The sequence below is a fragment of the Streptomyces corallincola genome, from assembly GCF_019104725.1.
Taxonomy (GTDB): Bacteria; Actinomycetota; Actinomycetes; order Streptomycetales; family Streptomycetaceae; genus Streptomyces; species Streptomyces corallincola.
The window spans coordinates 34,431-47,274 of sequence record NZ_JAHRXF010000037.1 but is presented as its reverse complement, the minus strand read 5'-3'; the positions used below and the strand labels follow the sequence as shown (position 1 = coordinate 47,274).

Below are 12,844 nucleotides of genomic sequence, written 5' to 3'. Positions count from 1 at the left end.
GCCTCCCCCCGCGACACCACCCTCCGCAGCCGTACGCGCCCTGCGACACCGCCCGCCGCGCCTCAGAACGCGTCCGGGCACCACGGCCGTACCGCCCCCCGGAACATGGGCGTCGCCCGCTGGACCGCGCCCGGCGTGTTCTCCGTCAGGCGGCCGAGGGCGGCGAGGCGGGCGGCGGACTGGTCACCGAGCCAGAGGGACGCCAACTCGGCGGCGGGGAGTGTGAGATCGGGGGTGGCACCGGGGGCCGGGGCGCAGGTGGCGCCGTCCGGGCCCGCGTCGAGGCGGTAGCGCCCGGCGGCCGGGCCGTCCTCGTCGCGCACGTCGAGGACGAGGGTGCCGGGCGCCGCGTACGTACGGGACTCCAGGGCGCGTACGACATCGAGGACGCGGACCCAGAGGAAGTCCGCGTGGTCGGTGACGCGGGCGGCGCGGGGATCGGGGAGGAGGTGCGGCAGCAGGGCGTCGGGGCCGAGCCACCCGGTGTCCACCCGGACCGTCCAGTCCACCGAGCAGAGGAACCGCCACAGCGCGCGCTCGGCGCCCGGGGTTGCGGCGAGCACCCACTCGACCGACGCGGTGACCGAGGGCTGCGTGCCCTTCCACTCGTCGTCGAAGGCGTACGCCATCATGCCCTCGACCTGGCCGGACGCGGACCGGTACACGGCGTGGAAGGGCTCCTTCCACGCCGTGCCGAAGTCGGCGGTGCCGGTGTGGCGGTCCCACCACAGGGCGTCCCGGCTGACCGCGCCCGGGGTCACGCTCCGCCAGCGGTCGTGCAGTTCGGGGCCGAGTTCGCGCACGTCGGCCAGGTCCACCAGGTCGATCCGGCCGCCGTCCTCCGGGCCGGAGCTGCGGGGGTCGAGCCCGGCGCGCGGCACCTCCACGGTCCAGCGGGTGGTGTGGGTGGCGGGGCCGAAGCCGTAGCGGCCGTAGATCGGGTACTCGGCGGCGATCAGGGTGGCGACCGTGTCGCCGCGCTCGCGGGCCGCCGCGAGGTCCCGGCGCATCATGCGGGAGAGCAGGCCCCGGCGGCGGTGCGTGGCGGTGACCGTGACGTTGGAGATCGCGTTCGCGGCCACCGGGGCGCCGCCGACCGCCGTGACCTCCTGGGCGAAGGAGCGGAAGGTCGCCACGCAGCGGCCCGCGTCGAAGGCGCCGAGCAGCCGCCCCGCCACGAAATTGCGCCTGCGGGCGGCGAGTTGGGCCTCGGTGACGGCGGGTTCCTCCAGGAAGCCGACCTTGCGGGCCCGGACCCAGTCGGGGAACTCGCCCTCGGTCACGGTACGTACGTCGATCGTCATGGCCGCCACGGTAGACAGCGCGGCCGGGGTGTGTCGCCCGGATAAAGGGCGTGCCGCGCCGCTCAGTTCAGCAGGTCGTCCACTTGGGCCTCGCCCTCGCGGTAGCGGCGGGCGATCTCGCCGCTGCAGTCGTCGGCGGTGCGCTGGAGGTGCTGGCGGCAGCGGGACACCTCCTGTTCGTACCGGGACAACCGGCCCATCGCGGAGGTGAGTTCGAGGTCGGTACGGGCGGTCAGGTCGGAGAGTTCGACCTCGCCCAGCATGGCGGCGGCGAGCTGTCCGTACTCCTCGTTGTGCGGCGGGCCGACCGTGACGTGCCGGGCGGAGGAGCGGTGCCGGGCGGGTGCGTCGGTGAGGATCTCCGGCAGCCGCTCGACCACGGAGGAGTCCGCCGGTGCGGGCACCGACGCCCGCCCGCGCAGGGCGAGTTCGGCGCGCAGGATGTCGATCCGGCCGTGCAGCAGGCGCCGTACGTAACTGAGGTCGGCCTCGTCGCGCTGGGCGTTCCGGCGCAGGACGCGGAGCTGGTCGAGGCTGAACAGGGCCAGGTCGTGCTGCCGTTCGGCGGGCAGTGGCGGGGTGTCCGGGCCGTCGGCGCGCTGTGCGGGCGGCCGGTGCGTGTCCAGGTCCCCGGTGCTCGATGTGCTGCTCATGTGGTGTGACCGTCCCCTCGACCGGCGTGTGCAAGCATCGTGCCACCCCAAGTGGCCGCTATGTGACCGAGTGCCCCCGAACGGCCGTAGATGGGAAGTTGGGGATCATTGGTGGACCGGCGGTGCCCCCCGTCCGCACACCCGGCATGATGGTCCGCATGCGAGCGGTGGTGCAGCGGGTGGACGGCGCGAGTGTCGTCGTGGACGGCGAGACGGTCGGCGCGATCGACGGCGAGGGCCTGTGCGTCCTGGTCGGGGTCACGCACGAGGACACGAAGGAGCACGCGGCCCGGCTGGCGCGCAAGCTGTGGTCGGTGCGGATGCTCACGGACGAGCGCTCGTGCGGCGACATCGACGCGCCCCTGCTGGTCATCAGTCAGTTCACGCTCTACGGCGACGCCCGCAAGGGCCGCCGCCCCACCTGGAGCGCGGCGGCCCCCGGCGAGGTCGCGGAGCCGCTGGTGGACGAGGTCGTCGCCCAACTGCGGGCGCTGGGCGCGACGGTGGCGACCGGCCGCTTCGGCGCGACGATGCGGGTGTCGCTGACGAACGACGGGCCGTTCACGGTGCTGCTGGAGGTGTGAGGACCCGTCGCACGCCGTTCGTGCCTACGGCTCGACGACGGTCTCCTGGGCGGCGGCCGTGTCCCCGGCCATCAGACGCGCGTCGGTCGGGACGTTCCGCTTGACCAGGGCGAGGGCGACCGGGCCCAGCTCGTGGTGGCGTACGGAGGTGGTGACGAAGCCGATCTGCCGGCCGTCGGGGCCGTCGTCCGCGAGCCGGACCCCGGTGCCCGGCACCGGGAGGTGCACCTCGCTGCCGTCCAGGTGCAGGAAGACCAGGCGGCGCGGCGGCTTGCCGAGGTTCTGCACGCGGGCCACGGTCTCCTGGCCCCGGTAGCAGCCCTTCTGGAGGTGGACGGCGGTGCCGATCCAGCCCAGCTCGTGCGGGATGGTGCGGTGGTCGGTCTCGAAGCCGAGGCGCGGGCGGTGCTGCTCGACACGGAGCGCCTCGTGGGCGAGGAGACCGGCGGCCGGGCCGTGGGCGTCCGCGAAGGACTCCAGGTCGGCGCGGGGCAGGAAGAGATCACGGCCGTACGGCGTCTCGCGCACCACGGCGCCCTCGGGGGCGGGCGTGATGGAACCGGCCGGGAGGTGGACGAGCGCGGTGTCGGCGGTGCGGTCCGCGACCTCGACCCGGTAGAAGAACTTCATCGACTCCAGGTAGGCGATCAGCGCCTCCTCGGTGCCGGGCTCCACGTGCGCCCACACGGTCGTGCCGTCGTCCACCAGGTACAGGGCGTGCTCGATGTGCCCGTTGGCGGAGAGGATCAGCGCCTCGGTGGCCCGGCCCACGGGCAGGTCGGTGATGTGCTGGGTGAGCAGCAGGTGCAGCCAGCTCAGCCGGTCGTCGCCGGTGACCGTGACCACGCCCCGGTGCGAGAGGTCCACGAATCCGGTGCCGTCGGCGAGGGCACGCTGCTCGCGGAACAGGTCGCCGTAGTGGGCGGCGACGCCTTCGTCCACGCCCTCGGCGGGAACGGCGCCGGGCAGGGACAGCAGGGGACTCTTCATACCGGCAAGCCTACGACGCGTCCGGCGCGCTCTCGCGGGAGCAGTCCCGGCAGCGGCCGAAGATCGCGAAGTGCTTCATGTCGGTGTCGAACCCGAACTGCTCGCGCAGCTTCGCGGTGAACTCCTCGGCGACGGCGACGTCCGCCTCGATGACGTTCTCGCAGTCCCGGCACACCAGGTGCAGATGGTGGTGGCGGTCCGCGAGGTGGTACGTCGGCGCCCCGTGCCCGAGGTGGGCATGGCTGACCAGGCCCAGCTCCTCCAGCAGCTCCAGAGTGCGGTACACGGTGGAGATGTTCACCCCGGACGCCGTCCTGCGGACCTCGCCCAGGATGTCGTCGGGGGTCGCGTGCTCCAGCGTGTCCACGGCTTCGAGCACGAGCTGCCGCTGCGGCGTCAGCCGGTAACCGCGCTGCCTGAGATCACTCTTCCAGTCGGTGCTCACCACACCGGAAAGTCTAGGGCCACGACGGGGAAACGCCCCTGCGGTGGGCGCAGGGGCGTTCCGGGTACGCGCGAGGGGTGCGGGTACGGCCTACTTGAAGAACAGGTCCGGCCTACTTGAAGAAGGCGATGCCGTCGTCCGGCAGGTCGTCGGGGAGGGCCTTGGCCCAGCGTTCGACCTCTTCCGGGGTGACGACCTTCTTCAGGTGGGCGGACATGTAGGGGCGCAGCTCGACCTCGGGGGTCTGCTTCTCGCCGACCCACATGAGGTCGCTCTTGACGTAGCCGTACAGCCGCTTGCCGCCGGAGTAGGGGCGGGCGGTGGCGGTGCGGGCGACCGTGTCGGTGACCAGCTCGATCCGGGGGGTCTTGTCCGCCATCTCGCCGTACCAGATCTCCACCACGCCGTCGTCACGGGTGAGGGTGACCTCGACCTTGCGGTCGGCGTCGATGCGCCAGAAGCCGGTCTCGGTCTCCAGCGGGCGGACCTTGTTCCCGTCGCCGTCCAGCACCCAGGTGCGGGACTGGTACTCCAGGAAGTCCCGGCCGTCGTGGCCGAAGGTCACCTCCTGGCCGAAGTTGCACTTCTCGGAGCCGGGGAAGTCGTGAACCCCGGCCCCGGCCCAGCTGCCCAGCAGAAAGGCCAGCGGGACAAGGTCCTTGTGCAGGTCGGACGGGATCTCGATCATGAGCGGGTTCCTCGGAGGTTCCTCGACGTCTGGGTCAGCGCTGGCCCTGGTACAGCTTCTTCACGGTCAGTCCGGCGAAGGCGAGGACGCCGACGCAGACCAGGACGAGCAGGGTTTCGTAGAAGATCTCCACGGAGTGCTCCTTGAGCGGGTGGACGTACGTACAGAGCCGGTCCCCAGCTTACGCGGCGGGACCGGGCGCCTCCTGACGAGGTGGGCGTACGCCCGGTCCGGACTACGATGCGCCGCATGGCGAAGAAGCTCGTGATCAAGGTGACCGCCGGGGTGGACGCGCCCGAGCGGTGCTCGCAGGCGTTCACGGTGGCCGCGGTGGCGGTGGCCAGCGGGGTCGAGGTGTCGTTGTGGCTGACCGGGGAGTCCGCCTGGTTCGCGCTGCCGGGACGGGCCGCGGAGTTCGAGCTGCCGCACGCCGCGCCGCTGCCGGACCTGATCGACTCGGTGCTGGCCTCCGGCCGGGTCACGCTGTGCACGCAGTGTGCCGCGCGGCGGGACATCACCGAGGCGGACGTGCTGGAGGGGGTGCGGATCGCCGGGGCGCAGGTGTTCGTGCGGGAGGCGATGGAGGACGACACCCAGGCCCTCGTCTACTGATCCCGGCCCCGGGCACTCATCCGCGCGGGCGCTTCTTCCCGTCCAGTTCGTCCCACCACTCGTCCGACTGGGGGTCGCCCGAGGGGTCGTCCCACCAGCGGTCGTCCGGGCCGCGCCGGTTGGCCACGACGGCGGCGACCGGCGGGATGATCATGGCGAGGACGCACATCCCGACGGCGGCCGGGACCGACCACAGGCGTACGACGGACCAGGCCAGGACGAAGAGTCCGATGCAGACGCCCATCATGGCGAAGTACCGGTGCCGCCGCCGCGCGTACATGCTTCCAGGGTAGATCCGGCGGACGCGGAAAGGGCCGCGCCGGAGCGCGGCCCTTCCCGTCACGCCGTGAGACGCGGTCGCTCAGACCGCGATGGCGACCTCCGCGAGCCCGCCCCGCTGCGCGACGACCGTGCGGTCGGCGCTGCCGCCGGGCACGAGGGCGCGTACGGTCCAGGTGCCCTCGGCCGCGTAGAAGCGGAACTGCCCCGTGGCGGAGGTGGGGACCTCCGCGGTGAACTCGCCGGTGGAGTCCAGCAGCCGGACGTACCCGGTGACGGGCTCGCCGTCGCGGGTCACCTGGCCCTGGATGGTGGTCTCACCGGGCTTGATCGCCGAGGCGTCCGGGCCGCCGGCCTTCGCTCCGCACATGTCTGTCTCCGTAAGGGGTCTGACCGCGAGGGTCGGATCGGGTTCGGGTCGGGTGGGTCCGGATCGGATCGGGTCCGGGGTGCGTTCGGGAGGTCGCGGGACCGGGCGTTACTTCGCGGCGCCCAGCTCGATCGGCACGCCCACCAGGGAGCCGTACTCGGTCCAGGAACCGTCGTAGTTCTTGACGTTCTCGACGCCCAGCAGCTCGTGCAGCACGAACCAGGTCAGCGCGGAGCGCTCACCGATGCGGCAGTACGCGATGGTGTCCTTGGCGAGGTCCACCGCCTGCTCGGCGTACAGCTCCTTCAGCTCGTCGTCCGACTTGAAGGTGCCGTCGTCGTTGGCGTTCTTCGACCACGGGATGTTCTTCGCGGACGGCACGTGGCCGGGGCGCTGGGACTGCTCCTGGGGCAGGTGGGCCGGGGCGAGCAGCTTGCCGGAGAACTCGTCGGGCGAGCGGACATCGACCAGGTTCTGGGCGCCGATGGCGGAGACCACGTCGTCGCGGAAGGCGCGGATCGCGGTGTTCTGCGGCTGCGCCCGGTAGTCGGTCTTGGCGCGCTCGGGGACCTCGTCACCGGCGACCAGCTCGCGGGCGTCCAGCTCCCACTTCTTCCGGCCGCCGTCGAGCAGCTTGACGCTGTCGTGGCCGTAGAGCTTGAAGTACCAGTAGGCGTACGACGCGAACCAGTTGTTGTTGCCGCCGTAGAGGATCACCGTGGTGTCGTTGGCGATGCCCTTCTCCGACAGGAGCTTCTCGAAGCCCGCCTGATCGACGAAGTCGCGGCGGACCGGGTCCTGGAGGTCCTTGGTCCAGTCGATGCGGATCGCGTTCTTGATGTGGTTCTTGTCGTAGGCGGACGTGTCCTCGTCCACCTCCACGACGACGATGGCCGGGTCGTCCAGGTGGTCCTGGACCCAGTCGGCGTCTACCAGGACGTCGCTGCGGCTCATGCTGTTCTCCTCCGGGGCAGGTGCGGCGGGGCGTACGGCTGCGTGGGTGCGCCCCTCGGACCGAGCGGCGCACGGATGCCCTGGTCATCACAGGGCGGGTGAGGGACGCGGAGCGCGCGTACGGCGCGGACTTCCGCTCAGAAGGGGCGACAGAGCATGGCGGCAACGCGGCACAGGTCCACTGCCCGCCGCTTGGTGAGATCCGCCTGTCGCCTCATGCCGTCGATCGTAGGGACGGAACGGCGGGCATGTCACCGGCGTGTCACATATTGAGACGCGATGGTCCATATTGCGATACGTCGGATGGCGACAGGCCGCATCGTGGCAGGCCGAATCGCGGGAGGCCGAACGGCGCGGAGCGGGCGGTCAGCCCGCCAGCCGCACGTCGGTCCCCGTCACAGTGAGACGGACGCCGGTCTTCATCGGTTCTACCTTGTCCAGCGCGATACCGCCCGGCAGCCCGTCGATGGCCTGCTGGAAGTCGGTGATCCGGCGGATCTGGCCCTCGGCGAGCGCGGCACCGGCGATCGCGGGCAGCGAGTCGGCGCGCACCTGGACCTTGCCGTCCTTCACGGCGACGGAGCTGAGCACGTAGAGCGGCCGGGGCAGCTTGTTGCCGAGCACGGTGGCGTCCACGGCGACCTTGATCTTGCCGTTGCCCCCGTCCGACAGGCCGACCACCTGGGCGGTGACACCGGGCGCGACCTGGGCCGCCGGAATCTGGGCCGCCTTCAGCAGCTCGGCGTAGGAGACGGTCGCGCTGCCGGTGGCGTCGGCGGCGGTGGCGGAGCTGTAGTCGCCGGAGAAGGAGACGCCCTTCATGTCGGCGGTGAGGTCGTCGATGCGGAGCTTCTTGCCGTCGGTGCCGGTGGCGGCCTCGTACTCCTTGATGCCGACCTCGACGTCGTCCAGCGAGCCGCCCGCCACCTGGGTCAGGAAGGGGAAGCCCTTGATGTCCACGCTCGGGGTGGCCGACAGGTTCTCGGAGGTCTTCAGCCGGTCCGCGACCTTGCCCTCGGCGAAGCGCACACCGACCCGGTCCACGATCACGAACAGCACGCCCAGGAGCACGACGAGGATGAGCAGTATTCGCAGGGCGCGCATGTGGAGTTCCCCCGGTGGGCGGTGTGTGGACGGGCTACGACACGGTAACTCCGCTCGCGGGGGCCGTGGCGGAATTGTGGATCAGTTGTGACAGGGGCCGGACGCATCGCGTCCGGCCCCTGCCCGTTTCGTTCCGTCCGCTCAGCCCAGCGCGCGGCCCAGCACCCAGACCGCGGGCGCGGCGGCGGCCAGCGGCAGCGCGACACCGGCGGTGAAGTGCACGAAGCGGGACGGGTAGTCGTAGGCGGCGACCCGGTGCCCGATCAGCGCGCACACGCCCGCGCCCGTGCCGACCAGCGCGCCCCTGGTGCCGAGGCCGGTCATGGCGCCGACGGCGATGCCCGCACCGGCCGCCGCCAGCACGGCCACCCCGACCGAGGCGGGGGTGGGCAGCGGCAGCGCCCGGACGAGGAGGGCGACCGCGACGGCCGCCGCGCCGACGGACACGCCGTGCGGAGCGGCGCCGAGGAACCCGGTGGCGACGATCGTCAGCGCGGAGGAGGCGACCGTGGCCATCAGGCCGTACATCCGCTCGTCCGGGTCGGCGTGCGAGCGGAGTTGCAGCACCAGGCAGAGCAGCACCCAGACGCCGAGGGTGCCGAAGATCGCGGCGGGCGCGTGCTGCCGTCCGGCGGCGAGCAGCGCCGCGTCCGCGACCAGACCGCCGAGGAAGGCGAGCGCGATGCCCTGCCGGGCCGGCCACATGCCGTTCAGCCGGAACCAGCCGGCCGCCGTCACCGCCTGGAGCAGTACCACCGGCACGACCAGCGCGTAGACGCCGAGCGGCGCGGCCCCGGCGAGGAGCAGACCGAGCAGCGCGGTGAGCGCGGCGGGCCGCACACCGGGTTCGATGATCGGGGAGCGGCCCTCGGCGCGCGCCCGCTGGGCGTCGGTGACCCGCGCGTTGCCGCCGAGCGTGGCGGGCCCGTACCCCGCATCGGCCGACCGCGCCTGCGGGGCCTGCGCCTGCGGGACTTGGGTCTGCGGGGCTGCCGGGGTGGTGGCCGGGCGGGGGGCGTACGGGTCCTGCGCCGGGAGGTACGCCGTCTCCGCCGCCGGGGCGGCCGGGGCGGGCGACGGGGTCTCCCAGGTGCGGCCCTGCCACTGCTGGGTGTGCTGCGGGTCGGCGCCGGGGGCGTACGGCTCCCCGAACTCGCCCTGCTGCCGCGGGGCTTGGGCGGCCTGCCCGTACCCCTGCGCCTGCCCGTATCCCTGCGCCTGCCCGTACCCCTGCGGGTGCGCCTGTGCCTGCGGGTGCGCCTGGGCCTGGCTCTGGCCCTGACCGGCGTACGGTCCCGGCCAGGCGGGCGCGGGCTGCTGCGGGTGGGGGTACGGCTGCCGCTGTTCCCCGGCGGGGAGCGGCTGTCCCGTGTACGGGTCGTAGCCCTGCTGCCCGTAGGAACCACCCTCGTACGGGCCGCCCCCGTACTGCTGCTGGTCGCTCATCGGTTCACCCTCCTGCGAACGGCGGGAGCACCTCGACCGTGCCGCCCTCGGCCAGCCGTACCGTCTCATGCGGGCGGGTTCCCGCGGGAGCGCCGTCGATGAGGAACGAGCAGCGCTTCAGGACGCGCGGGAGTTCGCCGGGGTGCCGCTCGCGCACCGCGGCCAGGGCGTCGGCGAGCGTGTCCGCTTCGAGCGGCTCCTCGGCGGTCCCTGCGGCGGCCTTGGCGGCGGCCCAGTAACGGACCGTGACCTTGGGCATCTGTTTCCTCTGGGCTGGCGGGTGTGGAACACATGCGGCGAACGAACGAGAGACGAACGGTACGGCCAGGCTAGCCGCAGCGGGCGGCGGCCCAGCGCGCCATGCGGCCCAGCAGCGCCTCACCGGCCGCGTTCTCCGCGTGCCCCATGTCCGGCTCCACCCAGAGTTCGCCGTGCTCACCGGCGGCCTCGGCGAGGCTGCGCGGGTGGTCCAGGGGGAAGTAGCCGTCCCGGTCGCCGTGCACGACGAGCAGCGGCACCGGGGCGATGAGGGGGACGGCGGCGACCGGCGGGAGGGGCACCGGGTCCCAGTCGCGGTCGTGGATGCGCACCCGCAGCCCGTACCGGCCGACCAGGCGTCCGGAGGCGCGGGTGACCAGCCAGTGCACCCGGCGCATCGGGGCCGTGCCCCGGTAGTACCAGCGGGCCGGGGAGCTGACCGAGATCACCGCGTCCACCGAGCCGGGGCGCAGGGCCGCGTGCCGCAGCACCACCGAGCCGCCCATCGAGAAGCCGACGGTCACCACGCGGGCGTGCCCGAAGCCGCGGGCCCGCGCGACGGCGGCGTCCAGGTCGAGCACCTCGCGGTCGCCCAGGGTGGACCGGCCGCCCGAGGCGCCGTGCCCCCGGAAGGAGAAGGTGACGACCGCGCCGTACCGCGCGAGCACCGACGCCACCCTTCGTACGTGCGGCCGGTCCGCGTCCCCGGTGAAGCCGTGCGCGACGACGAACACCACGTCCGGGGCGTCCGGGGCGTCCGGGGACGCTCCCCCGCCGGACGTCCCGGACCCGGAGGCGCCCGGTTCGTATACGGAATCGATCGCCACGCCGTCGGCTGTGCGGAGGAATGTCCGTATGAGGCCCGGTCCGTCCGTCTCAGCACGCGGACGGACGGCGGAACGTGCCTCGCGGCCTGCCGGGTGGTTGCGCATGTGGGCTATTGTGCTGGGCAGAGGACTCGGGCGACGCAGCCCCCGGGTCCTTTTGTGCTTTCGGACGCGTTGTGCACGGTGGTGGGGCCGCGAGGCCGCCGCCGCCCGGCGCACCGGGATCGCAGAGCAGTGCCGCACCGCACACGTCCTCGCAGGGACCGAGGAGGAACCGGATATATGAGTTCTCTGCTGCTCCTGACCAACGCCCTCCAGCCGTCCACGGAGGTACTGCCCGCACTCGGGCTGCTCCTCCACAGCGTCCGGGTTGCCCCCGCCGAGGGCCCCGCGCTGGTGGACACACCTGGCGCCGACGTCATCCTGGTGGACGGCCGCCGGGATCTGCCGCAGGTCCGCAGCCTGTGCCAGCTCCTGCGCTCCACCGGGCCCGGCAGCCCGCTGATCCTGATCGTCACCGAGGGCGGCCTCGCGGCCGTCACCGCCGACTGGGGGGTGGACGACGTCCTGCTCGACACAGCGGGACCGGCCGAGGTCGAGGCCCGGCTCCGGCTCGCCGTGGGCCGCCGCCAGCTCGGCCACGACGACTCCCCGATGGAGATCCGCAACGGCGACCTGTCGGTGGACGAGGCGACCTACTCGGCCAAGCTGAAGGGCCGGGTCCTCGACCTCACCTTCAAGGAGTTCGAGCTGCTGAAGTACCTCGCGCAGCACCCCGGCCGCGTCTTCACCCGCGCCCAGCTCCTCCAGGAGGTCTGGGGCTACGACTACTTCGGCGGCACCCGCACCGTGGACGTGCACGTACGGCGGCTGCGGGCCAAGCTCGGCCCGGAGCACGAGTCGCTGATCGGCACCGTACGGAACGTGGGTTACCGATTCGTTACCCCGGAGAAGCCGGAGCGCGCCGAGCGGTCCGCGCCGGAGCGGAAGGCCGGTTCCGGGCAGGCAAACACGGACGACCGGGACGCATCGGCGGCCCGCGCGGGCGCCGAGGCGCACATGGACGCCTGACCGCACGCCCCGGCGTCCGCGCCGGGGCGTTGCTCGCGCACATCCGCGCGGACCGGGGTGGCCGAACGCCCTGCCCAGGAAGGGTCCATCCGCGTAGACTCCGCGCGTGGCCAAGGTGACTCGGGACGACGTGGCTCGGCTGGCGGGGACCTCCACCGCCGTTGTCAGCTATGTGATCAACAACGGACCCCGGCCGGTCGCCCCGGCCACGCGCGAGCGTGTCCTCGCCGCGATCAGGGAACTGGGGTACCGGCCCGACCGGGTCGCGCAGGCGATGGCGTCCCGGCGCACCGACCTCATAGGACTGATCATCCCCGACGCCCGTCAGCCGTTCTTCGGCGAGATGGCGCACGCCGTGGAACAGGCCGCCTCCGAGCGCGGCAAGATGGTGCTGGTCGGCAACACCGATTACATCAGTGAACGCGAGGTCCACTATCTGCGCGCGTTCCTCGGGATGCGCGTCTCCGGGCTGATCCTCGTCTCGCACGCGCTGAACGACCAGGCCGCCGCGGAGATCGACGCCTGGGACGCCCGGGTGGTGCTGCTGCACGAGCGCCCCGAGGCCATCGACGACGTCGCCGTGGTGACCGACGACCTCGGTGGCGCCCAGCTCGCCGTCCGCCATCTGCTGGAGCACGGGCACCCCTACGTCGCCTGCATGGGCGGCACCGCGGACACCCCGGCGGTCGGCGACCCGGTCTCCGACCACGTCGAGGGCTGGCGGCGCGCGATGGAGGAGGCCGGACTGAGCACCGAGGGCCGCCTCTACGAGGCGCCGTACAACCGGTACGACGCCTACCGGGTGGCGCTGGAGGTGCTGTCCGGCCCCGAGCGGCCCCCGGCGTTCTTCTGCTCCACCGACGACCAGGCGATCGGCGTGCTGCGGGCCGCCCGCGAGCTGCGCCTCGACGTGCCCGGCGAGCTGGCGGTGGCCGGGTTCGACGACATCAAGGAGGCCGCGCTCGCGGACCCCCCGCTGACCACGGTCGCCTCCGACCGCCCGGCGCTGGCCCGCGCGGCGGTGGACCTCGTCCTGGACGACGGGCTGCGCGTCGCGGGCTCGCGGCGGGAGCGGCTGAAGACGTTCCCGTCCCGGCTGGTGACGCGCGGGAGCTGCGGCTGCGGGTGAGAGACCCCGCGGGCGGCTCGCGGGCGGAGGCTCGCGGGGCCGGTGCGGCAGGGCTCGCGGTGGGTTCCGCGACGGTGTCCGAGAGTAGCTGCGAGCTCACCGGGACGGGTCCTTATACCGGGCGAACGCG

At 72.9% G+C, this 12,844-nt stretch carries 17 protein-coding genes; 4 read left to right on the top strand and 13 right to left on the bottom strand.

What is annotated here, in order from left to right; genetic code table 11:
- Nucleotides 1–62: 62 nt before the first annotated feature.
- Both KUM39_RS21100 and KUM39_RS21095 read right to left on the bottom strand, forming a co-directional pair.
- Complete coding sequence (locus KUM39_RS21100) at nucleotides 63–1,304, bottom strand: GNAT family N-acetyltransferase (protein ID WP_217787300.1); 1,242 nt, start codon at nucleotides 1,302–1,304, stop codon at nucleotides 63–65.
- A 62-nt stretch (nucleotides 1,305–1,366) separates the two neighbouring features.
- A complete protein-coding gene (locus KUM39_RS21095) occupies nucleotides 1,367–1,957 on the bottom strand; it encodes an RsiG family protein (protein ID WP_217787299.1) in 591 nt (196 codons plus the stop codon).
- Nucleotides 1,958–2,115: 158 nt separating this feature from the next.
- Between KUM39_RS21095 and dtd the strand changes: the two genes are divergently transcribed.
- Nucleotides 2,116–2,541, top strand: coding sequence for a D-aminoacyl-tRNA deacylase (gene dtd / locus KUM39_RS21090; RefSeq protein ID WP_217787298.1), 426 nt, complete (start codon nucleotides 2,116–2,118; stop codon nucleotides 2,539–2,541).
- A 24-nt stretch (nucleotides 2,542–2,565) separates the two neighbouring features.
- Here the strand turns inward: dtd and ygfZ are convergent, their stop codons facing one another.
- The 3 genes from ygfZ to KUM39_RS21075 all read right to left on the bottom strand — a co-directional run bounded on the left by ygfZ (nucleotide 2,566) and on the right by KUM39_RS21075 (nucleotide 4,664).
- Nucleotides 2,566–3,531 carry a CAF17-like 4Fe-4S cluster assembly/insertion protein YgfZ gene (gene ygfZ / locus KUM39_RS21085; protein ID WP_217787297.1) on the bottom strand — a complete coding sequence of 322 codons (966 nt, stop codon included), beginning with the start codon at nucleotides 3,529–3,531 and terminating at the stop codon, nucleotides 2,566–2,568.
- 10 nt (nucleotides 3,532–3,541) lie between these two features.
- Complete coding sequence (locus KUM39_RS21080; protein ID WP_217787296.1) at nucleotides 3,542–3,979, bottom strand: Fur family transcriptional regulator; 438 nt, start codon at nucleotides 3,977–3,979, stop codon at nucleotides 3,542–3,544.
- A gap of 109 nt (nucleotides 3,980–4,088) precedes the next feature.
- On the bottom strand, nucleotides 4,089–4,664 hold the full coding sequence (locus KUM39_RS21075; protein WP_217787295.1) for a heme-binding beta-barrel domain-containing protein: 576 nt from the start codon (nucleotides 4,662–4,664) through the stop codon (nucleotides 4,089–4,091).
- Between the two features lie 249 nt (nucleotides 4,665–4,913).
- Here KUM39_RS21075 and KUM39_RS21070 point away from each other — a divergent pair, with 249 nt between their 5' ends.
- Nucleotides 4,914–5,276, top strand: a complete 363-nt coding sequence (locus tag KUM39_RS21070; protein ID WP_217787294.1) for a DsrE family protein — start codon at nucleotides 4,914–4,916, stop codon at nucleotides 5,274–5,276.
- A gap of 16 nt (nucleotides 5,277–5,292) precedes the next feature.
- On the opposite strand, the gene KUM39_RS21065 is transcribed toward KUM39_RS21070, so the two are convergent.
- From KUM39_RS21065 to KUM39_RS21035, 8 genes are all read right to left on the bottom strand, one after another.
- Nucleotides 5,293–5,556 carry a DUF3099 domain-containing protein gene (locus KUM39_RS21065; protein WP_217787293.1) on the bottom strand — a complete coding sequence of 88 codons (264 nt, stop codon included), beginning with the start codon at nucleotides 5,554–5,556 and terminating at the stop codon, nucleotides 5,293–5,295.
- Between the two features lie 81 nt (nucleotides 5,557–5,637).
- On the bottom strand, nucleotides 5,638–5,925 hold the full coding sequence (locus tag KUM39_RS21060) for a DUF1416 domain-containing protein (RefSeq protein ID WP_217787292.1): 288 nt from the start codon (nucleotides 5,923–5,925) through the stop codon (nucleotides 5,638–5,640).
- 108 nt (nucleotides 5,926–6,033) lie between these two features.
- Entirely contained in the window at nucleotides 6,034–6,879 is an 846-nt protein-coding gene (locus tag KUM39_RS21055) for a sulfurtransferase (protein ID WP_217787291.1), read from the bottom strand.
- Nucleotides 6,880–7,016: 137 nt separating this feature from the next.
- On the bottom strand, nucleotides 7,017–7,097 hold the full coding sequence (locus tag KUM39_RS28835; protein ID WP_351055874.1) for an Ms5788A family Cys-rich leader peptide: 81 nt from the start codon (nucleotides 7,095–7,097) through the stop codon (nucleotides 7,017–7,019).
- Between the two features lie 148 nt (nucleotides 7,098–7,245).
- Entirely contained in the window at nucleotides 7,246–7,983 is a 738-nt protein-coding gene (locus tag KUM39_RS21050) for an LmeA family phospholipid-binding protein (RefSeq protein ID WP_217787290.1), read from the bottom strand.
- Nucleotides 7,984–8,124: 141 nt separating this feature from the next.
- Nucleotides 8,125–9,429 carry a hypothetical protein gene (locus tag KUM39_RS21045; RefSeq protein ID WP_217787289.1) on the bottom strand — a complete coding sequence of 435 codons (1,305 nt, stop codon included), beginning with the start codon at nucleotides 9,427–9,429 and terminating at the stop codon, nucleotides 8,125–8,127.
- 4 nt (nucleotides 9,430–9,433) lie between these two features.
- Nucleotides 9,434–9,688 carry a MoaD/ThiS family protein gene (locus tag KUM39_RS21040; RefSeq protein ID WP_217787288.1) on the bottom strand — a complete coding sequence of 85 codons (255 nt, stop codon included), beginning with the start codon at nucleotides 9,686–9,688 and terminating at the stop codon, nucleotides 9,434–9,436.
- A gap of 70 nt (nucleotides 9,689–9,758) precedes the next feature.
- Nucleotides 9,759–10,619: an alpha/beta hydrolase gene (locus KUM39_RS21035; RefSeq protein ID WP_217787287.1), complete on the bottom strand. Its 861-nt coding sequence runs from the start codon at nucleotides 10,617–10,619 to the stop codon at nucleotides 9,759–9,761.
- A gap of 177 nt (nucleotides 10,620–10,796) precedes the next feature.
- Between KUM39_RS21035 and KUM39_RS21030 the strand changes: the two genes are divergently transcribed.
- Together KUM39_RS21030 and KUM39_RS21025 are read left to right on the top strand one after the other, a co-directional pair.
- The gene (locus tag KUM39_RS21030; RefSeq protein WP_217787286.1) at nucleotides 10,797–11,585 is read left to right on the top strand and encodes a response regulator transcription factor; all 789 of its coding nucleotides are present in this window, start codon (nucleotides 10,797–10,799) and stop codon (nucleotides 11,583–11,585) included.
- 106 nt (nucleotides 11,586–11,691) lie between these two features.
- A complete protein-coding gene (locus KUM39_RS21025; protein WP_217787285.1) occupies nucleotides 11,692–12,714 on the top strand; it encodes a LacI family DNA-binding transcriptional regulator in 1,023 nt (340 codons plus the stop codon).
- The last annotated feature ends 130 nt before the right edge of the window (nucleotides 12,715–12,844 follow it).